At 74.6% G+C, this 20,930-nt stretch carries 20 protein-coding genes and 1 riboswitch; of the genes, 12 read left to right on the top strand and 8 right to left on the bottom strand.

Features of this window, described 5'->3' with window-relative positions; all coding sequences use genetic code 11:
• Both QRT03_RS19915 and QRT03_RS19910 read right to left on the bottom strand, forming a co-directional pair.
• Positions 1 to 954: an NAD-dependent epimerase/dehydratase family protein gene (locus QRT03_RS19915; protein WP_286054764.1), complete on the bottom strand. Its 954-nt coding sequence runs from the start codon at positions 952 to 954 to the stop codon at positions 1 to 3.
• On the bottom strand, positions 951 to 2,096 hold the full coding sequence (locus QRT03_RS19910) for an FAD-dependent monooxygenase (RefSeq protein WP_286054763.1): 1,146 nt from the start codon (positions 2,094 to 2,096) through the stop codon (positions 951 to 953). Before QRT03_RS19910 ends, QRT03_RS19915 begins: the two co-directional genes overlap by 4 nt.
• A gap of 75 nt (positions 2,097 to 2,171) precedes the next feature.
• Between QRT03_RS19910 and QRT03_RS19905 the strand changes: the two genes are divergently transcribed.
• Positions 2,172 to 2,732: a TetR/AcrR family transcriptional regulator gene (locus QRT03_RS19905; RefSeq protein ID WP_286054762.1), complete on the top strand. Its 561-nt coding sequence runs from the start codon at positions 2,172 to 2,174 to the stop codon at positions 2,730 to 2,732.
• Here QRT03_RS19905 and QRT03_RS19900 read toward each other — a convergent pair.
• Positions 2,725 to 3,474 (bottom strand): sulfite exporter TauE/SafE family protein, encoded by a 750-nt coding sequence (locus QRT03_RS19900; protein WP_286054761.1) that lies wholly within the window; start codon positions 3,472 to 3,474, stop codon positions 2,725 to 2,727. The genes QRT03_RS19905 and QRT03_RS19900 overlap by 8 nt on opposite strands.
• Positions 3,475 to 3,493: 19 nt before the next feature.
• Here QRT03_RS19900 and QRT03_RS19895 point away from each other — a divergent pair, with 19 nt between their 5' ends.
• From QRT03_RS19895 to selD, 3 genes are all read left to right on the top strand, one after another.
• The gene (locus QRT03_RS19895) at positions 3,494 to 3,724 is read left to right on the top strand and encodes an RNA-binding S4 domain-containing protein (protein WP_286054760.1); all 231 of its coding nucleotides are present in this window, start codon (positions 3,494 to 3,496) and stop codon (positions 3,722 to 3,724) included.
• Between the two features lie 699 nt (positions 3,725 to 4,423).
• Positions 4,424 to 5,287, top strand: a complete 864-nt coding sequence (locus QRT03_RS19890; RefSeq protein ID WP_286054759.1) for a DUF742 domain-containing protein — start codon at positions 4,424 to 4,426, stop codon at positions 5,285 to 5,287.
• A gap of 53 nt (positions 5,288 to 5,340) precedes the next feature.
• Positions 5,341 to 6,345, top strand: coding sequence for a selenide, water dikinase SelD (gene selD / locus QRT03_RS19885; RefSeq protein WP_286054758.1), 1,005 nt, complete (start codon positions 5,341 to 5,343; stop codon positions 6,343 to 6,345).
• Here the strand turns inward: selD and QRT03_RS19880 are convergent.
• Complete coding sequence (locus tag QRT03_RS19880; protein WP_286054757.1) at positions 6,338 to 7,474, bottom strand: glycosyltransferase family 9 protein; 1,137 nt, start codon at positions 7,472 to 7,474, stop codon at positions 6,338 to 6,340. The two genes, selD and QRT03_RS19880, sit on opposite strands and share 8 nt — an antisense overlap.
• Positions 7,475 to 7,637: 163 nt before the next feature.
• Here QRT03_RS19880 and QRT03_RS19875 point away from each other — a divergent pair, with 163 nt between their 5' ends.
• From QRT03_RS19875 to gcvP, 8 genes are all read left to right on the top strand, one after another.
• Entirely contained in the window at positions 7,638 to 8,396 is a 759-nt protein-coding gene (locus QRT03_RS19875) for an SDR family oxidoreductase (RefSeq protein ID WP_286054756.1), read from the top strand.
• A 13-nt stretch (positions 8,397 to 8,409) separates the two neighbouring features.
• Positions 8,410 to 8,982, top strand: a complete 573-nt coding sequence (gene clsA, locus QRT03_RS19870; RefSeq protein WP_286054755.1) for a cardiolipin synthase ClsA — start codon at positions 8,410 to 8,412, stop codon at positions 8,980 to 8,982.
• Between the two features lie 44 nt (positions 8,983 to 9,026).
• Complete coding sequence (gene gcvH, locus QRT03_RS19865; protein WP_286054754.1) at positions 9,027 to 9,413, top strand: glycine cleavage system protein GcvH; 387 nt, start codon at positions 9,027 to 9,029, stop codon at positions 9,411 to 9,413.
• A 237-nt stretch (positions 9,414 to 9,650) separates the two neighbouring features.
• Positions 9,651 to 10,115, top strand: coding sequence for a glycogen accumulation regulator GarA (gene garA, locus QRT03_RS19860; protein ID WP_286054753.1), 465 nt, complete (start codon positions 9,651 to 9,653; stop codon positions 10,113 to 10,115).
• Positions 10,112 to 10,993 (top strand): MerR family transcriptional regulator, encoded by an 882-nt coding sequence (locus tag QRT03_RS19855; protein ID WP_286054752.1) that lies wholly within the window; start codon positions 10,112 to 10,114, stop codon positions 10,991 to 10,993. The genes garA and QRT03_RS19855 overlap by 4 nt, the downstream gene beginning before the upstream one ends.
• A gap of 353 nt (positions 10,994 to 11,346) precedes the next feature.
• Positions 11,347 to 11,814 carry a bifunctional nuclease family protein gene (locus tag QRT03_RS19850; protein ID WP_026204493.1) on the top strand — a complete coding sequence of 156 codons (468 nt, stop codon included), beginning with the start codon at positions 11,347 to 11,349 and terminating at the stop codon, positions 11,812 to 11,814.
• 196 nt (positions 11,815 to 12,010) lie between these two features.
• Positions 12,011 to 12,628 (top strand): MerR family transcriptional regulator, encoded by a 618-nt coding sequence (locus QRT03_RS19845; protein ID WP_286054751.1) that lies wholly within the window; start codon positions 12,011 to 12,013, stop codon positions 12,626 to 12,628.
• Between the two features lie 65 nt (positions 12,629 to 12,693).
• A riboswitch (glycine riboswitch) is annotated at positions 12,694 to 12,798 on the top strand.
• A 215-nt stretch (positions 12,799 to 13,013) separates the two neighbouring features.
• Positions 13,014 to 15,926: an aminomethyl-transferring glycine dehydrogenase gene (gene gcvP, locus QRT03_RS19840; protein WP_286054750.1), complete on the top strand. Its 2,913-nt coding sequence runs from the start codon at positions 13,014 to 13,016 to the stop codon at positions 15,924 to 15,926.
• Between the two features lie 102 nt (positions 15,927 to 16,028).
• Here gcvP and QRT03_RS19835 read toward each other — a convergent pair whose 3' ends face one another.
• From QRT03_RS19835 to QRT03_RS19820, 4 genes are read right to left on the bottom strand one after another with little or no spacing between them, the layout of a single operon-like run.
• Positions 16,029 to 17,402, bottom strand: a complete 1,374-nt coding sequence (locus QRT03_RS19835) for an MFS transporter (RefSeq protein WP_286054749.1) — start codon at positions 17,400 to 17,402, stop codon at positions 16,029 to 16,031.
• Positions 17,403 to 17,448: 46 nt separating this feature from the next.
• Entirely contained in the window at positions 17,449 to 18,300 is an 852-nt protein-coding gene (locus QRT03_RS19830) for a universal stress protein (RefSeq protein WP_286054748.1), read from the bottom strand.
• A complete protein-coding gene (locus QRT03_RS19825; protein ID WP_286054747.1) occupies positions 18,297 to 19,769 on the bottom strand; it encodes an APC family permease in 1,473 nt (490 codons plus the stop codon). The genes QRT03_RS19830 and QRT03_RS19825 overlap by 4 nt, the downstream gene beginning before the upstream one ends.
• Positions 19,770 to 19,800: 31 nt before the next feature.
• Positions 19,801 to 20,706 carry a VldE C-terminal domain-containing protein gene (locus tag QRT03_RS19820; protein ID WP_286054746.1) on the bottom strand — a complete coding sequence of 302 codons (906 nt, stop codon included), beginning with the start codon at positions 20,704 to 20,706 and terminating at the stop codon, positions 19,801 to 19,803.
• Positions 20,707 to 20,930: the final 224 nt, after the last annotated feature.

Below are 20,930 nucleotides of genomic sequence, written 5' to 3'. Positions count from 1 at the left end.
TCAGACCGGCACGAGCCGACGGCGGGTGCGCTCCGGCTCGGCGCGGTACCAGGCCAGCGTGGCGGCGATGCCCTCCTCCCAGCTCGTGGCCGTCGTCGGGAAGGCCGACCGGAACGCCGCGTCGTCGACGAGGAACGGCTGGGAGAACTGGTAGAGCAGCTGGGCGCCCTCGCGGGCGACCGGCGAGACGACTCGCAGCGCCGCGACCATCGCCGGGGTGATCCGTCCCAGCCGCACCGGCCGGCCCGCCGTCGCTGCGATCCGCCCGACGAACTCCCGTCCGGTGCTCGCGGGCGGGACCGGGGTGTGCCAGACCCGGCCGGTCGCGCTCGTCGGGGCGAGCGCGAGGTCGACCAGGGCCGCGCCGACGTCGGGGGCGTAGCCGGCGGTCATCGGGAGGTCCGGGTCGCCGGGCCAGCGGGCGGTCGCGCCGCGGGACGCGGCGGCGAACAGGCCGGCGCCCAGCAGGGACTCCACGCCCGGACCCCACAGCTCCGGGGCCCGGCCGATCACGACCTCGACCTCGTGCCGCGCGTGCGCCGCCAGCACCATCTCGGCCAGCCACGCCCGCAGCACCCCCTTCTCCGAGACCGGACGGACCGGAGTGTCCTCCCGCATCGGGCCGTCGACCCGGCCGTACATCCACGTGTCGTCGGCGAACACGAACCGCGCCCCGGCGGCGCCGGCTGCCCGCAGCAGGGCCCGCGTCGCCTCCGGGAAGGCGGTGCGCCAGGAGGCGAAGGGCGGGTTGACGCAGTGGTACACGGCGGCCGCACCGGCGCAGATCCTGGTCATCGCGGCGGCGTCGGTCGCGTCGGCGGCGACGTTCTCCGCGCCCGGGACGTCCGGCTCGCGACGCGACACCGCCCGGACCGGGAGGCCCCGGCGGGCCAGCTCGGCGCAGACCGCCCGGCCGATCCCGCCGGAGGCGCCGACGACGACGTGGACGCTCATCGCCCGACCCCCGTCGGCACGTCGAGGTCGACGAGGCCGTCGCGCTCGGCCGCGAGGAGACGGTCGAGGGCGGCCGGGGCCGCGGTGTCGGGCAGCGCCCGGAGCATGGCGTTCCGCGCCGCGACGGCGACCGGGGAGCGGAGCCCGGCGACCTGGCCGGCCCGGCGCGACCTCCGCGCCAAGGCCCGGGCGGTCCGGGCCCGACGGTGCTCGTAGCGATCGAGGCCGGAGCCGTCGGCGCGCGCTTCCTGCGCCAGTACGACGGCGTCGAGGAACGCCTGTCCCGCGCCCTGACCGAGGTTCGGGGTCATCGCGTGGGCGGCGTCGCCGAGCAGTGCGACCCGCCCGTGGTGCCACGACGACGGCGGGCGGAGGTCGGCGAGCTCGTGCACCGCGACGGACGCGGCCGCGTCGAGGACGGCGGGGATCGGGTCGTGCCAGGCCGCAAGACGGCGTCGCAACCACGGGAGGGCGTCCCGGGGCGGGACCTCCGCGGTGGGGACGACCGCGTAGAGATAGGTGCGGTCCCCGGGGAGCGGGGCGAGCCCGACGTAGTCGCCGCGTCCCCAGGTCTCACCGCCGGCCGCGCGCCGGTGGTCGGCGATCAGTCGGAACGCCGTGCGACCGGTGGGCCGGGGCACCGCTTCCGGCCAGAACGGCACGCGGACGCCACTGCGCAGGCCGTCGGCGGCGACGACGAGGTCGGCGGTGAGCGCGCGGCCGCGGACGTCGTGGACGACGGCGGGCCCGGGGCCTCCGGGATCGACGGAGCACACCGCGGTGTCGGTCTCGATCGGCGGTGCGGCCGCCCGCAGCAGGTCGTGGAGCACCGGCCGGTCCACCACGACGACCCCGTCGCCCTGATGGCGGCGTAGCGCCGCGGCGTCGGTGCGGGCCAGCCACCGGCCACGGTGGTCGCGGATCCCACCGTCGCCCTCGACGGTGCCGGCCGCCCGTACGGCGTCGCCGAGACCGAGCGCGTCGAGGGCCCGCAGGCCGTTCGGCCACAGTGCGATCCCGGCACCCACCTCCCCGGCCCGCTCCCGGCGCTCCAGCACCGACACGTCCCACCCCCGCCTCGCCAGCGCGATCGCGCCCGCCAGCCCTCCGAGTCCCGCTCCCACCACGACCGCCCGTGCCATGACCCCACGCTCCTCTACGTCTGTAGTAGAGCGGTACTCTACGGGTGTAGAGGGTCCGACGGGAAGAGGTGCAGGGTGGAGCGACGGGACCTGCTCGCCGAGGCCGCGATCGACGTCCTGGCGACGGCGGGGGCGCGGGGTCTGACCCACCGGGCGGTCGACGCCGCGGCAGGCCTGGCGGAGGGCACGAGCTCGTACTACTTCCGCACGCGGGCGGCGCTCCTGGACGCGTGCTGCCGGCGTCTGGCGTCGGACGTGGTCACGCGGGTCGGTGCGGCCGCCCCGTCGGGCGGGATCGAGGGACTCGTCGAGCGCGCCTGCGCCCACCTCGAGCGGGTCGTCGGTCCGGACCGGCCCCGGCTGGTGGCCCGACTCGAGCTCTCGCTGGAGTCGACCCGCCGTCCGGAACTGGAGGCGGCGCTGGTGGCGGCGGGCGCGCAGGTCCGCGCGGGGGTGGCGGCCGCCCTCGCCGACCTCGGCGTGGCGGACCCGCAGGACGCCGCGGTCGACCTCGTCGCCTGCCTCGACGGGCTGGCGTTCGACCAGGTCGCCGGCGCCGGCCGGTCCGTGCGGGACGCGGCGGGCCGACGGCGGGCCGTGACGGCGGTCGTGGAGGCGTTCGCCCGGGTCAGCTGACCGCCTGGACGAACAGCACGACGGCCAGCACCAGCCCGGCGACCGCGATCCCGACCCGGAGCACCGCCGGAGGCAGGCGGCGGGCGATCGCCGGTCCGGCGTAGTTGCCGACGAACAGCCCGATCATGAGCGGGAGCGCGGCGGTCCACACGACCGTGCCGAACACGATGAAGCCGATCGCCGCGACCGCGTTCGACGCCCCGAGCAGCACGTTCTTCACCGCGTTCACCCGCACCAGCGTGTCCGCGAGCAGGTGCGAGAGCAGGGCGAGCATCAGGACGCCCGCGGCGGCACCGAAGTACCCCGAGTAGACCCCGATGAGGATCGTGCCCAGGACGGTGAGCGGGTCGGGCCGGCCGTCCCGCCGGCCCTCCCCGGCCGGAGCGGCCTTCGGCGGGCGCAGCAGGACCAGCGACGCGAACGCCACGAGGAACGGCACGATCAGCGCGAACGTCTCCGACGGCGTCACCAGGACGAGGGCGCCGCCGATCACGCCGCCGAGCACCGTCAGCGGGATCAGGCGCAGGACCCGCCCGCCCTGGCCGCGCAGCTCGGGCCGCGACGACGCGATCGACCCGGCGCTCGAGACGGCGAGCGCGATCGTGTTGGTCTGGTTCGCGACGACGGGTGGCAGGCCCACCGCGAGCAGCGCCGGGTAGGAGAACAGCGACGCGAGGCCGGCCATCGACCCGGACAGGCCCGCCGCCACCCCGGCCAGCAGGAGCAGGACGGCCGTGGTCACCGTGTGATCAGATCACGGCATGGCAGACGGGGGCGCGATCCGGGACGTCGACGTGACCGGGACGATCCGGCTGGGCCAGTTCCTCAAGCTCGCGGGCCTCGTGGAGCACGGCGCGGACGCGAAGGACGTGGTCGCGTCCGGCGAGGTGACCGTCAACGGTCGCGCGGAGATGCGGCGCGGCCGGCAGCTCGTCGACCAGGACGTCGTCGCGTACGCGGGGGAGCGGGCCCGCGTGGTGGCCCCCGGCTGACCCGGGGTTGCGGGGCGCACACGGTCGGCGGGGTCGGTGCACCGGTGGGTGGGCGTTGCGGGGCGCACACGGTCGGCGGGGTCGGTGCACCGGCGGATGGGCGTTGCGGGGCGCACAAGGTCGGCTCGCGCGAGTGCGACGTGACGCAGGTTCGGGTGCGGCGGTTCCTGCGTGGTGTCGACCTCGCGGCCGGGGCGGCCGGGTGCGGCGAGCCCGTGCGCCACGCAACGCGTGCGGCGCGGAAGGCGCGCTGCTCTGGCCGTGTGCGCGACGCAACGCACCCGTTCGGCCCTGCCCGTGCAGACGGGGCGTTTTGCGACGGTTCGATCGGGTGCAACGGAACCCGGGAGTCGGCGTCCCGGCAAGCCGGGTGGAACGACGACGACCCCCGGATTCCGCCGAGATGAGCCCTGCCGAGAGGTCGTAGGCAAGGCCGTGCCCGAGCTTAGTGCCCCTCCGGCCGAAGGGGTGACGAGGTCGGCCCTGGACCACCGAAACGGCCGAACCCAGGCGATCGGGGGAGCGCTCCGGTCGTGAACGGCGACATCGATTGCTCCGTTCGCGTCGCAATCGGACACCCGCTCGAAACACGGACGGCATACGATCACCCACTGCCATGCCTGCCTTCACATCCGGGGGGACGTGACGGCCCGAACGGCACAGGCTGATGACGACGAGTAGCAGGGGTGGGTGCACAACGTGACCGACGAGGACGAGAGCGAGGGCCGGCGAGGACGGCTCCGCCGCCGCCCGCAGGTCGGCCGGACCGGCGCCCGGTTCCCCCGCCCGCCGGCTCCCGAGCCCGAGGTCGAGGCGCCGACCGAGGCGCCCGCCGCCGTCGACGTCCCGTCCGCCCCGACCCCGACGTCCGACGCCCTCGTGGGCCGCACCGGCGCCCGGTTCAACTCCCGCGCCCGCCGGGACCGCCGCCGCGCCGCGACCGGCCCCCTCGCGCTCCCGCCGGGTCCGTCCTCGGCCGGGGCGCCTCCTGCCGAGGCCCCCGTGGCGGACGACACGATGATCGGACGGACCGGTGCCCGGTTCGGCTCGCGCGCGCGGCAGGTCCGACGGGACGAGGAGCGTCGCGCCGCCGAGGACGCCGTCGTCCCGGTCCAGGCCGCGCACCGTCGCGAGCGCTACGACCCGCTCGACCCCCGCCCGGACGACTCGCACACCGCGCCGCTGCACCTCGCCGAGCTGAAGAACCGCGCCGAGGGCTACGAATCGCGGGTGTCGGTGCGGCCGTACGTCCGCACCCGTGGCCGCACGCGGGCGCGACCCGACCTGCTCGTCGAGACCCTGATCTCGCTGCCGCGTCCCCGGCCGCCGCTCGACGACCCCGAGCAGGTCGCGATCGGCGACCTGTGCGACCGCGCGCCCCGCTCGGTCGCCGAGATCGCCGCGCTGATGCAGGTGCCCCTCGGCGTCGCCCGCGTACTGATCGGCGACATGGCCGACGACGGCACGGTCACGGTGCACCCGACCGCGGCCGGCACGTCGCGGCACCAGGGCCCGGACCGGGAGGTCATGGCCCGCGTGCTGCGGGGGCTGCACCGGCTCTAGTCGGCGGCGGTTCCGGTGGTGCCCGACGGGCCGATCTGGCGGACACTGGGCCCATGACGGCGGTGGCGGACAAGCGGTTGACCGGCTACGCACACGGTGGCGGGTGCGCCTGCAAGATCCCGCCGGGCGAGCTGGAGTCGTTCGTGCGCACGCTCGCCCCTGCGCCGACCGCGGAACGGGTCGGCGAGCTCGTCGTCGGGCTGGACGACGGCGACGACGCCGCAGCGGTGACGATCCGCGACGGCCTCGCCCTGATCGCCACCACGGACTTCTTCACCCCCGTCGTCGACGACCCCTACGACTGGGGACGCATCGCCGCCGCGAACGCGCTGTCCGACGTCTACGCCATGGGCGGCCGCCCGGTCGTCGCGCTGAACCTGCTGTGCTGGCCGCGCGACATCCTGCCCTACGAGATGGCCGCCGAGGTGCTGCGCGGCGGACTCGCCGTGGCCGACGAGGCGGGCTGCCACGTCGCCGGCGGGCACTCGGTGGACGACCCGGAGCCCAAGTACGGCATGGCGGTCACCGGCACCGCCGACCCCGCGAAGCTCATCCGCAACGACGCCGGGCGGGCCGGGCTGCCGCTCACGCTCACCAAGCCGCTCGGGCTCGGCGTCCTGAACAACCGGCACAAGGCGACCGGCGAGGTGCACGCGGGCGCGGTCGAGACCATGACGACGCTCAACGCGGCCGCGGCCCGCGCGGCGGTCGACGCCGGCATCCTCGCGGGCACCGACGTCACCGGCTTCGGACTGCTCGGCCACGCCTTCAAGCTGGCCCGCGCCTCCGGGGTGACCGCGGTGATCGACGCCGCGGCCGTCCCGTACCTCGACGGGGCCCGCGCGGCGATCCGCGAGGGCTACGTCCCGGGCGGGAGCCGTCGCAACCTGGACTGGGTCGCCCCGGAGTCCGACCTCGACGGCGTGTCCGAGGAGGACCGCATCCTGCTCGCGGACGCGCAGACCTCGGGCGGGCTGCTGCTCGTCGGCGAGATCCCCGGGCACCCGGTGATCGGCGAACTGGTTCCCGACGACGGGGTGCGCCTGCGGGTCAGGTGAGCCCGCTCTGCCCCCACAGGTCCTGCGCGGCCTCGTGGACGTCGGCGACCGGCACGTCGTGGGTCGCGGACGCCTCGTGCCCGCACCAGCCGTCGAGCACCCGCAGGCCGCAGACCCGGCAGCCGCCGTGCCACGAGACCAGCACGCGGTGCCAGACGCGGGTCAGCGGGGCGACGTCCGCGAGGTTGGCGTAGGTGAACACCGCGACGGTCGGCGTCCCGACCGCGCCCGCGACGTGCCGCGGGCCCGAGTCGTTGCCGATCATCAGCCGCGCCCGGGCGAGCAGCCCGACGAGGCCGGGCAGGTCGAGCCCGCCGACCGAGGTCTCCGGCTCGGACCCGCGCACGGCCGCGTAGCCCGCCGCCACCGCCCGCACCCGCTCGCCCTCGGAGCCGCCGCCGACCACGACCACCCGCGCCCCCTCGAGCCCGGCCGCGACCGCACCCAGCCGGTCCTCGGGGTAGCAGCGCCGCGCGTCCGTGGCACCCGGGTGCACGACGACCAGCGGCTCGTCGGTCTCGGGCACGACCCTCCGGGACGCGGCGAGGTCGTCCGCCGTCACGGTCAGGCGCGGCTCGACGCGCGTGGCCGGCGCCCCGACCGTGGCGGCCAGCTCGTTCCAGCGCAGCGTGTCGTGCTGGTAGGGGGTGTAGGGCACCCAGCGGTCGAGGCGCGGCGCGCCGGGCGCCGCGGTCCCCGCCGTCACGCGGGCCCCGAGGCGGGCCAGCAGCGGGTTGGAGTTCCCGCCGCCACCGTGCATCTGGATCGCGAGGTCGAAGCCGTACCCGCGCTGGTCGGCCGCCCACGCCTCGACCTCCTCCGCGGGCGCGTCCGGGCCGGGTCCGACCCGCACCCCGGGGACGGCCGGCACCGTGACCACGCGGTCGACGGGGGAGGGGCGCCCCGCGAGCAGGGCCGCGTGGTGCGGCTGGCCGAGCAGGGTGATCTCGGCGTGCGGGTAGGCCGCGCGGACGGCGGACAGCGCCGGCTCGGCGACGACGAGGTCGCCCAGGCCGTTGGCCCGCAGGATCGCCAGCCGCCGCACGTCGGGCACCAGCGGGGCGGGGTCGGCGGGCAGGCCCAGGGCCGGTCCGTTCCCGACGACGGGTGGGGTCATGACGGCACTCACGGGCCCGTGGTGCCCACCGAGGGCCTCCCGACACCTGTCGGAACGACCGGTGGCCGCCCGGGCGCGCCGACCGGTCCCGCCGGTGCCGGGCGCCACCGCATCGGCGGCCGGCCGTGCGCAGGTCACCTACCGCGGGTGGATCGCGCCACCTACCGTCGCGTGGGTGAGCACACCTGCGGAGGACCGCGCCGCCATCGTCACCGGATCGACCAGCGGGATCGGCCGTGCGGTCGTCGAGCGTCTGGTCTCCGACGGGTGGCGGGTGCTCGGGGTCGACCTGGAGGCCGCCGACGACCTGAAGGGCGCCGAGACCCTGGGCGCCGACCTGACCACCCGCGAGGGCAACCGCGCCGCCGTCGACACCGCCCTGGAGGCGTTCGGGCGGATCGACCTCGTCGTGCCGAACGCGGGGTTCCAGCACGTGTCGCCGGTCGCCGACTTCCCCGAGGACCGCTGGGACGCCCTGCTCCAGATCCTGCTCACCAGCCCGTTCCTGCTGGCCAAGTACGCGTGGCCGTCGCTCGTCGAGGCCCCGCGCGGCGGACGCTTCGTCCCGATCGCCTCGGCGCACGCGCTGGCCGCGAGCCCGTACAAGGCGGGCTACGTCTCGGCGAAGCACGGCGTGCTGGGCCTGGTGAAGACGCTGGCGCTGGAGGGGGCCGCGCAGGGCGTCACCGCCGCGGCGGTCTGCCCGGGCTACGTGCGCACCCCGCTCGTCGAGAAGCAGATCGCCGACCAGGCCAAGGCCCACGGCATCAGCGAGGACCGCGTCATCGAGGAGGTCATCCTCACCCCGCACGCGGTCAAGCGGCTGATCGAGCCGAGCGAGGTCGCCGACGTCGTCGCGTTCCTCACCACGCCGGCGGGCGCCACGTTCACCGGCGTGCCGGTGACGATGGACATGGGATGGACCGCGCGCTGACAGACTGGCCCCCGTGACGCTCCGGGAGATCGCGGCCGAACGCTGGCTGACGGTGCCGAACCTGCTGTCGGTGATCCGCCTGGCCGGCGTGCCGGTGTTCCTGTGGCTGCTGCTCGGGCCGCAGGCCGACGGCTGGGCCCTGGTCGTCCTCGTGATCTCGGGGGTCACCGACTGGCTCGACGGCAAGCTCGCCCGCTGGCTGGACCAGTACTCCAAGCTCGGCGAGGCCCTCGACCCGCTGGCCGACCGGCTCTACACGCTCGCGGCGCTGGTCGCGTTCGTGATCCGCGACATCGTGCCGTGGTGGGTGGTCGTCCTGATCGTCGGCCGCGACGTCGTGGTCTCTGCTGCGCTGCCGCTGCTGCGCCGCAAGGGGTACCTGGCGTTCCCGGTGCTCTACCTCGGCAAGGCGGCGACGTTGTGCCTGCTCTACGCGTTCCCCCTGCTGCTGCTCGCGCAGATGGACTGGCCGGGCGCCGACCTGGCGCGGCCGTTCGCCTACGCGTTCACCGCGTGGGGCATCGCGCTGCACCTCTGGTCCGGGACGCTCTACGTCGTCCAGCTGGTCCGGACGCCGTCACGCTAGGGTGCCACGGCCCGCAGCCAACTGATCATGAGCAGGGAGTCGACGTGGTCCCGGAGGGTCTGCAGTACACGGCGGAGCACGAGTGGATCGCCTCGGCCGGCGAGGACCAGGTGGTCCGGGTCGGGATCACCGACTTCGCCCAGGAACAGCTCGGGGACGTGGTCTTCGTCCAGCTGCCGACGGTCGGCGACTCGGTCTCGTCCGGCGACTCGATCGCCGAGGTCGAGTCGACGAAGTCGGTCTCGGAGATCTACGCCCCGCTGGCGGGGGAGATCACGGCGGTGAACGAGGACCTGGCGGACAGCCCGGAGCAGGTCAACTCGGACCCGTACGGGTCCGGGTGGATGTTCGAGTTGCGCCTCTCGGACGCCGGGGCGCGATCCGAACTCCTGGACGCCGAGGCCTACCAGGCGGTCATCGACGGGTCCTGATCCGGACCCCGACGTTGGGTAACCGAATCGGTCACGGCGCGTTGACGACGGTAGTGGGCGGTGAAGCGGTACCGACCCACGGCGTGATGGTGACGCACGGTACCGTGACCACGGCCTCGTCCTCACGGCCCCGACCGGGGACCGTGGGGGTGGCTCGGCCGGGTGACGCACCCGAGTGAGGGTCCCTGCAGAGGACCGGTACGACCAGCGGCACGCGAGCATCGACGGAGGAGCACGGTGAGCACAGGCGGTCCGGTCCCCCCCGAGCGTCAGGGTGAGACGACGTCGGTCTTCCGGGCCGACTTCCTCGCCGAGCCCGGCGAGGAGTCCCGCGGCGGGAGCGTCTCCGGCGTCGACTCGCTGCCCGCCGGGTCCGCCCTGCTGGTCGTGAAGCGCGGACCCAACGCCGGGTCGCGCTTCCTGCTCGACCGCGACACCACGAGCGCCGGTCGGCACCCCGACAGCGACATCTTCCTCGACGACGTCACCGTCTCCCGCCGGCACGCGGAGTTCCGCCGCGACGGTGCCGAGTTCGTGGTGGTCGACGTCGGCAGCCTGAACGGCACCTACGTCAACCGGGAGCCGGTCGACACGGCCGTGCTCGCCAACGGCGACGAGGTGCAGATCGGCAAGTTCCGTCTCGTCTTCCTCACCGGGCCGCGGGACGCCGGCTCGGTCGGACAGGGCGCCGAGCACTCGTGACGGCGGCAGGGCTGCCCCAGGGCGACACCCGGGGCACGCTGTCGATCGGCGCGGTCCTCGACGCCCTGCGCGGGGACTTCCCCGAGATCACGATCTCCAAGATCCGGTTCCTCGAGTCCGAGGGCCTGATCTCCCCGGCGCGCACGCCGAGCGGGTACCGCCAGTTCGCGCACGCCGACATCCGCCGCCTGCGGTTCGTGCTCTCCGCCCAGCGCGACCACTACCTGCCGCTCAAGGTCATCCGGGCCAAGCTCGAGGAGTTCGACGCGGCGCCGACCCCGGACGGGCCCGTGCTCTCCGCGCCGGCCGACGTCGCCACCCCGGCGGACGCGCCGTCGGTGGACGGCGGCGGGCCCGGCGGGCCCAGCGGCCCCGGCGGGGGTCCCGACGACGGGGCGCGGCGGCTGGGCTCCGTGCCCCGCGCGCGCACGCTCAGCGCGGTCGGGTCGACGGCCCCGGCGGCCGACGACGACCCGGACCGCGCCCTGGGCGCCGTCGGGATGTCCGACGAGGGGGTCGCCCGGGAGACCGTCCTGGCCGAGGACGGGGTCGACGAGGCGCTGCTGACCTCGCTCGAGCACCACGGGATCCTGCGCCCCGACGTCTCCGGCCGCTACGAGCCGGAGGCCCCGGTCATCGCCCGGACCGCGGCGTCGCTCGCGGCCCTCGGCGTCGAGCCCCGGTTGTTGCGGGGCCTGCGCGCCGGCGCGGACCGCGAGGTCGGACTGCTCACCCAGCTCGTCACCCCGGTCGCCCGTGGTCGCGCCCCCGAGGCCGCCCGGCGCGCACACGACCTCTCCGGCGAGCTCGCCGCCCTCTCCGGGCGGCTGCACGCCCTGCTCGTGGGCTCCGGCCTGCGCCACGGCCTGCGGCGCTGACCTCTCGGTCGGCGCCGCCCCGGCCCGGCGCGCGTCTTGTCGTGGGTTGCCGGCCGTCCGGCTGCGTCTTGTCGTGGGGATTCCCAGCGACAGGACGCCCGGCCGCGGGCGATTCCCCGCGACAGGGCGACGGTGATGGCCCCGCAGGGAGCTCACCGGCCGGGCTTCGTGACCCGTCGGGAAGGCTCGGAGGCCGTCGCCGAACGGGACTTCGCCACCGCCCCGGGAGGCGCCGGAGCGTGTAGCGTTCCCCTCCGTCGACGGGGTGCACTGTTGCCCGGTGCGCCTCACTCGATCTTCGCCAGTCCACGGCGCGTCCCGGACGCGCCACGGCCGAACAGGAGGCGAGACGCATGAGCGAGATGCGTGTCGTGGGCGTCAGGGTCGAACTGCCCGCGAACCAGCCGATCCTCCTCCTGCGGGAGTCCGACGGGGACCGCTACCTGCCGATCTGGATCGGGTCGGTGGAGGCGACGGCGATCGCCCTCGAGCAGCAGGGCGTCAAGCCCGCGCGCCCGCTGACGCACGACCTGCTCAAGGACGTCCTCGGGGCGCTCGACCGGCGCCTGGAGCAGGTGCGGATCACCGACCTGCAGGAGGGCACCTTCTACGCCGAGCTCGTCTTCGACGGCGACGTGCGGGTGTCCGCCCGGCCGAGCGACTCGGTCGCGCTCGCCCTGCGCGTCGGCGTGCCGATCCACGCCGAGGAGGGCGTGCTCTCCGAGGCCGGGCTCGTCATCCCCGACGAGCAGGAGGACGAGGTCGAGAAGTTCCGCGAGTTCCTCGACACCGTGTCGCCGGAGGACTTCGCCGGGACCTAGGGAGACGGAGCGCCGCGGAGCTCGACCATCGAGTTCCGGCGGGAGCGACGGCGCGTCCCCGACGACGCGCCGTTCGTCTCACCGTGAAGTCAAGGTAGAGAGTTGGCCGCGCGTCGCGTTGACCCCCGTGGACGGCCCTCGTACGGTCGTCTGACCAGGGCCGGACGACCGGTCGGGACTCCACGAGGAGGCAAGTGTGGCGGGAGCCGGAGAGCGGCCCGAGCAGGGTGCCTCGTTGCAGCCTCTGGGTCCGGCGGGGGAGCAGGGCTCCCTCTTCCCCGACGAGCTCTTCGGTGAGGGCCCGAACGACGACGTCCTCGGGTACCGCGGGCCGGCGGCCTGCCAGATCGTGGGCATCACCTATCGCCAGCTCGACTACTGGGCCCGCACGAAGCTCGTCGTGCCGAGCATCCGGACCGCGACCGGCTCCGGCTCGCAGCGGCTCTACTCCTTCAAGGACCTCGCGGTGCTCAAGGTGGTCAAGAACCTCCTCGACACCGGGGTCTCGCTGAACAACATCCGCACCGCGGTCGAGCAGCTGCGCCGCCACGGCGTGCGGGATCTCGCCAAGATCACGCTCTTCTCCGACGGGGTCACGGTCTACGAGTGCACCTCGCCCGAGGAGGTCGTCGACCTGCTGCAGGGCGGCCAGGGCGTGTTCGGGATCGCGGTCGGCGGGGCGATGCGCGAGCTGTCCGGCTCGATCGCGCACTTCCCGGCGGAGCGCGCCGGGGCCGGTGCCGCCGTCGTCGACCAGGCCCCGGAGGACGAGCTCGCCTCGCGTCGGGCGCGCGGTGCCCGCTCGGCCGGGTAAGACCTCACGCCGTCGGTGGGCTGACAGCACGGGGAGTCGGCGGTAAAATCGCCGCCGTTGGTCGTCAACGCCACGCGGGAGAGACCTGCAGTCAGAAGCCTCTGGACGCAGGCGCCGAAGGAGCAACTCCTCCCCGGAATCTCTCAGGCACCCGGTACCGCGCGGTCGAGACCACCTCTGGAAAGCGGTGACCTCCGTCAGAGATGACGAGGGTCGCCCGCCGATGGTGCAAGCCGGCCCGACGTCGTCGTCGGGAAGAGGTCCGGTGAAGCTCTCAGGCGCCCGCGCAGGACGAAGCGGGCAGTGGCAGAGGGGGAGGGATCCCGGGCGCCCGTCGAGGCGCGGCCCGGGAGGACCCTGACCGCCGGATGCCGGGAGGCCCCGCGTGAGCCCCAGCAAAGACCGCTTGTCCCTCGCCGCCCTCGAACACGGCCGGCCCTTCTCCGAGCGCCACATCGGCCCGGACGCCGCCGAGCTGGCGCGGATGCTGGAGACGATCGGCGTCGGATCGCTGGAGGAGCTGGCGGACGCCGCGATGCCGACCTCCATCCGCACCGACCCGGCGGACTGGGAGACCAGCGGCACGCGTGACCAGGCCCCGCCGCCCGCCGCGACCGAGGCCGAGGTCCTCGACGAGCTGCGCGTCCTCGCGGAGCGGAACACCACGCTGGTCCCGATGCTCGGGCTGGGCTACCACGGCACGATCACCCCGCCGGTGATCCGCCGCAACGTCCTCGAGGACCCGGCCTGGTACACCGCCTACACGCCCTACCAGCCCGAGATCAGCCAGGGCCGGCTCGAGGCGCTGCTGAACTTCCAGACCGTGGTCTGCGACCTCACCGGTCTCGACGTCGCCGGTGCCTCCATGCTCGACGAGTCCACCGCGGCCGTCGAGGCGATGATGCTGCTGCGTCGGGTGGTCAAGAACCAGGGCGACCGCTTCCTCGTCGACGCCGACACGCTGCCGCAGACGATCGCCGTGCTGCGCACCCGGGCGGACTCCCTGGGGATCGCGATCGAGCTGGTCGACGTCACCTCCGAGCTCCCCGAGGGCGACTTCTTCGGCGTCCTGCTCGCCGCGCCCGGCGCGTCCGGGGCCCTGCGCGACCACACCGCCGTCATCGCCGCCGCCCACGAGCGGAAGGCCCAGGTCGTCGTCGCGTGCGACCTCCTCGCTGCCACGATGGTGACGCCGCCCGGGGAGCAGGGCGCCGACGTCGCCGTCGGGTCCACGCAGCGCTTCGGGGTGCCGCTCGGCTTCGGCGGCCCGCACGCCGGGTTCCTCGCCGTCCGCCAGCAGCTCGCCCGCCAGCTGCCCGGCCGCCTCGTCGGGACGTCGATCGACGCCGACGGCAACCCCGCGCACCGGCTCGCGCTGCAGACCCGCGAGCAGCACATCCGCCGCGACAAGGCCACCAGCAACATCTGCACCGCGCAGGTGCTGCTCGCCGTCATCGCCTCGATGTACGCCGTCTACCACGGGCCCGCGGGGCTGGCCGACATCGCGCGGCGCACCCACCGGATGACCGCGGTGCTCGCCGCCGGGCTGGTCAAGGGCGGGGTCGAGGTCGTCCACCGCGACTTCTTCGACACCGTGCTGGCCCGGGTGCCGGGGAACGCCGCGGAGGTGACGCAGGCCTGTCGTCGGGAAGGACTGCTCGTGCGGGAGGTCGACGCCGACCACGTCGGCGTCTCCTGCTCCGAGGTGACCACCCGGGAGCACCTCGCGGCCGCGTGGCGCGCGTTCGGTGTCGGGGAGATCGAGACGGCCGACCTCGACGCGGCCACCGAGGACGCCGTCCCGGCCGGGCTGGTGCGGTCCTCGCAGTACCTGACCAACCCGGTGTTCCACCGCCACCGCAGCGAGACCGCGCTGCTGCGCTACCTGCGCACGCTCTCCGACAAGGACGTGGCGCTGGACCGGAGCATGATCCCGCTGGGGTCCTGCACGATGAAGCTCAACGCGACCGCCGAGATGGAGCCGATCACCTACCCCGGCTTCGGGAACCTGCACCCGTTCGCGCCGGAGTCCGACGCGCCCGGGATGCTCCAGGTGATCCACGACCTCGAGGCGTGGCTGGTGCACCTCACCGGCTACCACGCGGTGTCGCTGCAGCCCAACGCCGGCTCGCAGGGCGAGCTCGCCGGCCTGCTCGCGATCCGCGCCTACCACCACTCGCGCGGGGACACCGACCGCGACGTCTGCGTCATCCCGGCCTCCGCCCACGGCACCAACGCCGCGTCGGCGATCTCGGCGGGTATGCGGGTCAAGGTCGTGAAGACCACCGAGCGCGGCGACGTCGACGTCGAGGACCTCCACCGCGTGATCGGCGAGGTCGGCGACCGGCTGTCCGCGATCATGATCACCTACCCGTCCACGCACGGTGTGTACGAGCCCCACGTGCGCAAGGTGCTGGCCGCGGTGCACGACGCCGGCGGCCAGGTCTACGTCGACGGCGCCAACCTCAACGCGCTGGTCGGGCTCGCCCGGCCGGGCCGCTTCGGTGCCGACGTCAGCCACCTGAACCTGCACAAGACCTTCTGCATCCCGCACGGCGGCGGCGGACCCGGCGTCGGGCCGATCGGGGTCGCCGAGCACCTCGCGCCGTTCCTGCCCAACCACCCGGCGCAGCCGTCGGCGGGCCCGGAGACGGGGGTCGGTCCGGTCGCCGGCGCGCCGTGGGGGTCGGCGTCGATCCTGCCGATCTCGTGGGCGTACGTGCGGCTCATGGGCGTCGACGGGCTGCGGCGCGCGACCCTGACCGCCGTGGCGGCGGCGAACTACGTCGCGGCGCGGCTGCGCGACTCGTTCCCGGTGCTCTACACCGGCCCGGGCGGCTTCGTCGCCCACGAGTGCATCCTCGACCTGCGGCCCCTGACGAAGTCCTCGGGCATCACGGTGGACGACGTCGCCAAGCGCCTGGCGGACTACGGCTTCCACGCGCCGACGATGTCGTTCCCGGTCGCCGGCACGCTCATGGTCGAGCCGACCGAGTCGGAGGACCTCGCCGAGATCGACCGGTTCTGCGACGCCATGATCGCGATCCGGGCCGAGGCCGCGCGCGTCGAGTCGGGGGAGTGGCCGGCGGACGACAACCCGCTGGTGCACGCCCCCTTCACGGCCCGCTCGGTGCTCGTCGACGAGTGGACGCACCCGTTCACCCGCGAGGAGGCGGCCTTCCCGACGGCGGGTCGGGCCGAGAAGATCTGGGTCCCGGTCCGGCGCATCGACTCCGCGCACGGCGACCGGCACCTCGTGTGCTCCTGCCCGCCCCTGGAGGAGCTGGCGGAGGCGTAGTCCCGCCGCCGTTGAGCGAAGGGCCCCTTCAGCCGGTCTATTCGACTGAAGGTGCCCTTCGCTCGACGGGGTGCCGGTGGGCGAAGGGCGCCCCTGGCCGGTCTATTCGACTGAAGGTGCCCTTCGGTCGACGGCGGCCGGGTCGGCCTCGCCGCGCTCCCGGGCGATCCGCGTCCCGACGAGCACCGCCACCACCGCGGCCGCGACCATGCACACGCCGACCACCCACAGGCCCGCGCGCTGCGAGCCGGAGACGTCCGCGAGCGCGCCGGTGATGTACGGCGCGGTGAAGCCGCTGAGGTTGCCCAGCGAGTTGATCAGCGCGATCCCGCCGGCGGCCGCGGCACCGGTGAGGAACTGCGAGGGCAGCGCCCAGAACGGCGCCAGCGCCCCGCACACCCCGACCGCGCAGAGCGTCACCGCCGCCATCGCGAGCCACGGGTTCGCGAGGTACAGCGCGACCGGGATCGCCAGACCACCGAGCAGCGCCGGCGCCGCGACGAACCAGGCGCGGCTGCGCATCGACCCCGCCGAGTCGGCCCGGCGGCCCCAGAACACCATGACCACGGCGGCGACCACGTAGGGGATCGCGGTGACGAAGCCCCGCGCCAGGACGTCGAGCTTCGTCCCGAACTGCTGCTCGAACCCGGCGACGATCGTCGGGAGGAAGAAGCTCAGGGCGTACAGGCCGTAGGTGATGCCGAAGTAGACGAAGGCGAGCGCGAGGATCCGCGGGTGGGTCAGCGCGCGGCGCAGCGGCCAGTGGGCGGTCTGCTCGGTGGCCCGGGCCTCCGCCTCGAGCTTCGACGTGAGCCAGGCGCGCTCGTCGTCGCGCAGCCACCGGGCCTGGCCCGGCCGGTCGGTGAGCGCGAAGAAGGTCAGCACGCCGAGCAGGATCGCGGGCACGCCCTCGGCGGCGAACATGACCCGCCAGCCGGAGGCACCGAACAGCCCGTCCCCGGAGCTGATCAACAGGCTGGAGACCACCGAGCCGACCGCGACCGACACGGGCACCGCCGTCATGAACAGCGCGACCGCCCGGGCCCGCTGCTCGGCGGGGAACCAGTAGGTCAGGTACAGGATGATCCCGGGGAAGAAGCCCGCCTCGGCGACGCCGAGCAGGAACCGCAGCACGATGAGCGTCGTCGCGTTGGGGACGAAGGCCATCGCGGTGGCGATGATCCCCCAGGACACGAGGATGCGGGTGATCCAGATCCGGGCGCCGAAGCGGTGCAGCGCCAGGTTCGAGGGCACCTCCAGCACCAGGTAGCCGATGAAGAAGATGCCCGACGCGAACCCGAACATCGTCGCCGTCAGCCCGAGCTCGCGGTTCATGCCGTTCGGCCCCGCGAACCCGATGTTGACCCGGTCCAGGTAGTTGACGAAGTACAGCAGGACGAGGAGCGGGAGCAGCCGGACCGCCACCCGTCGCAGGGTCCGTCGCCCGATCTCGGCATCCGGGGTCGTCGTCGACATGACGGACACACGACACCGCGGTGAGCCCAGCGTCAAGACCCGTCGATCACCCGTCGCTGCGCTCGCCCCGCACGATCACCGCGGGCACCGGGGCCGCCGCCAGGATCGCGCCCACGCGGTCGCCGAGGAAGAAGCGGGTGGCGGCACCCGGCGTGCCGCCCACCACGAGCAGGTCGCCCGCGGTCCAGCCGGCGGCGTGCACGGCCTCGTCCCAGCCGGCGCCGGCGTGCACCCCGGTCTCGGCCTCGAGACCCTGCTCGGCGAGGGCCGCCTTCTGGGCCGCGCCGATCTGCTCCGACCACTCCGCGATCACCGGCTCCTCGGCGTCCAGTCCGACCTCCGGGGGGATCGCGGCCCGGCGCCGCACCGCGAACGAGGCCACCCGCAGCGTCGCGGAGGATCGTCGGGCGAGGTCGGCGGCCGCCGCGAGCACCGCGGACGAGGCGGTCGTGCCGTCGAAGGCGCAGGTCACGCGGGTCACCGGCATGCCGGGTGCCGCCCCGGTACCGCGGGCGAGGACCACGGGCACCGGGGAGCTGCGGGCGACCCGGACCGCGATCCGCCCGGAGCGGTCCGGGTCCGTCCCGAGCACGATCGCGGACACCCCGTCGGCGCCCGCGGCCTCGACGAGCGCGTCGGCCACCGAGCGGCCGCGCACCGTGGTCCACCGCACCGCCAGGTCGGTTCCGGCCAGGACGCCGTCCACGGCGGCGTGGGCGATCGCCGGCGGCTCCGGGTCCCCGCCGTCGGCGGTCGCCGGGTCGGTCTCCGTCCCCGGCGTGACGACGACCGCGACGGTCAGGTCCTCGTCCCAGGCGCCGGCGAGCCGCGCCGCGAGCCCGATCGCGCCTCCGGCGTCGTCCCGGGCCTCGGGCGAGAGCCCCACGAGCAGCGTCATCGACCTTCCTCCCCGTGTGTGATCAGCGCCGACCGCTTCGACCCGTACGCCACCCAGAACACCAGCGCCGCCACCAGCCACACCAGGAACACGATGATCGTCACCCACGACAGTCCGGAGATCAGGTAGAGGCACGCCACGATCGACAGGACGGGGGTGACCGGATACCCCGGGACCCGGAACCCCCGAGGGAGATCCGGCGCGGTGCGACGCAACACGATGACGCCGACCGACACCACGGTGAACGCCACGAGCGTGCCGATGGAGACGAGGTCGGCGAGCACGTCGAGCGGGACGAACCCGGCCAGCAGACCCACCGCCACGGCGACCACGACGGTGTTGCGCACCGGGGTCAGCGTCCGCGGGTCGACGTGGGAGAACAGCGGCGGCAGCATCCCGTCGCGGCTCATCGTGAACAGGATGCGGGTCTGCCCGTACATCGTGACCAGGGTGATCGAGAAGATCGAGATCACCGCCCCGGCGGCCAGGACGATCGACGGCCAGGCCGACCCGGTGACGTCGCCCAGGATGGCGGCCAGGCCGGCCTCCTGCCCCTCGAACCGCGGCCAGTCCTGCGCGCCGATCGCGGTGACCGCGACGAGCAGGTAGATCACGGTGACGATCACCAGCGCCAGCACCAGCGCCCGCGGGAGGGTGCGCCGCGGGTCCTTGGCCTCCTCGCCCGCCGTCGAGACCGCATCCAGCCCGATGAAGGAGAAGAACACCGTGCCCGCGGCCGCTCCGACCCCCGCCGTCCCGAAGGGGGCGAAGTCGGCGAACCGGTCGGTGGAGAACGCGGTCGCCGCGATCACCGCGAACATCACCAGGACCGCGATCTTGATGACGACCATGACGGCGTTCGCCGTCGCGGACTCGCTGACCCCGCGCACCAGCAGCAGCGCGCACAGCACGACGAGCACCATCGCCGGCAGGTTGATCACGCCGCCCGCGCCCGGGGCGCCGGACAGCAGGTCCGGGATGCGCACGCCGATCGTGTCGGCCAGCAGCGCGTTGAGGTACTCCGACCAGCCGACCGCGACGGCGGCCGAGGAGACCATGTACTCCAGCAGCAGGCAGGCCGCGACCGCCATCGCCGGCGCCTCGCCCAGCGTCGCGTAGGCGTAGGAGTAGCTCGAGCCGCTCACCGGGACCGCCGAGGCCAGTTCGGCGTAGCAGAGCGCCGTCAGCCCGGCGGTGACCGCCGCGACCACGAAGCTGATCACGACGGCGGGTCCGGCCTCCGGGGTGGCCTCGGAGAGCACGAAGAAGATGCCGGTGCCGACGGTCGCGCCGACCCCGAACGCCGTGAGCTGGAACAGTCCGATGCTGCGTCGCAGCTCACCGCCCCCGGCGGACTCCGCCCCGGCCGCGCCGCCGTCCACCCGGTCCGGGTCGACCCCGGTCTCGGCCGACACGGTCGTGACCGGTTTGCGCCGCAGCCAGGCGCCGCCGGTGGGGACGATCGACATGCTTCGGCACCCTAACGGGGCACCGGGCCCGTCAGGTGCAGGAGCGCAGGGCGGTGACGTCCGGGTCGGCGCCGCGTTCGAACGAGATGTGCACGTGGTCCTCGTGGTTGGCGGTGGCGCCGCCGCGGTCCTCCATGCCCTTCCAGCCGGAGCCGGTGTTGATCCGCTGGTCCCAGATGGCGTAGCTGACGCCGAGCGCGTCCTTGTTCTCGATGACGCAGTCGGCGATCGCGTCGCCGTCGGTGGTCATGAAGTCCAGCGCGTAGCCGCTGGGGTGGTCGGAGACGTTGCCGCGGCTGCCGACGCCGCCCACGTCGTGGCCGGGGAAGACACACTCCAGCGCGTTGCCCACGGTCTGCACCGAGTCCGCGACGCCGCCGTAGCTGGAATCGGCCCCGCAGTTCGTGATCCGGGCGGTGCGGTCCGCCGCGGCCTTGGCCTGCTGCGCCTCGGCGGCCTTCGCCTGCTCGGCGGCGGCCGCCTGCTCGGCCTCGGCGGCCTGCCGGCGGACCCGGTCGCCCGCCTTGAACAGGTCCGCGGTCGCAGCGTCCTGCCCGGCGTTCACGACGACGGGTGCGACGGCCGAGGCGGCCGCGGCCGGTTCCAGGCGGGTGCTCTCCGAGGAGAGCGCCAGCGTGGCGTCCTCGGTGGGCAGCTGCAGGGCGGCCGGGGCGACCGCGGCCAGCGCGACCGTCGCGACCCCCGCGGCGGCGAGGCCGTGGCGGCGGACGTCCGGGGCCGTGCCGTGCCGGCCCGTGCGGCGGGCGGGACGACCGACACGGTCCGGGGTGTACCCGGCGCGGGCCTGACGCTCGGCCACCAGGGCGGCGAGGTCGAGCACGGTGGTCGGGGCGTCGACCTGGGGACGGTCGGGTCGGGGCCGGGCGCGGTCGGGGGTGACCGCGCCACGGCCCCGGGGGGAGCGATGCCGTGACACGCGGGGCCTTTCACCTTCGGGGAGCTGTCTCCTGCACGGAGGCGTCCCCCGGTCCGGCCGTCGGGGTCGGCCGGTCCGGGGTGGAAGGACTGCTCACGGCGTGGTGGGGAGCCGATGCCGTGACCGTTCCGTGACTTCTCCTTGACCCAACGTAGGCCGCCACCCGTCGTCGGGAAGGAATCGAGAGGAATCGACGACGGCCGGACGTGCTCCCGCGTCGAGCG

The sequence above is a fragment of the Actinomycetospora termitidis genome (assembly GCF_030286555.1).
In the GTDB taxonomy this organism is placed as follows: domain Bacteria; phylum Actinomycetota; class Actinomycetes; order Mycobacteriales; family Pseudonocardiaceae; genus Actinomycetospora; species Actinomycetospora termitidis.
The sequence above is the reverse complement of the archived record's forward strand: the minus strand, read 5'-3'. Positions and strand labels throughout refer to the sequence as shown.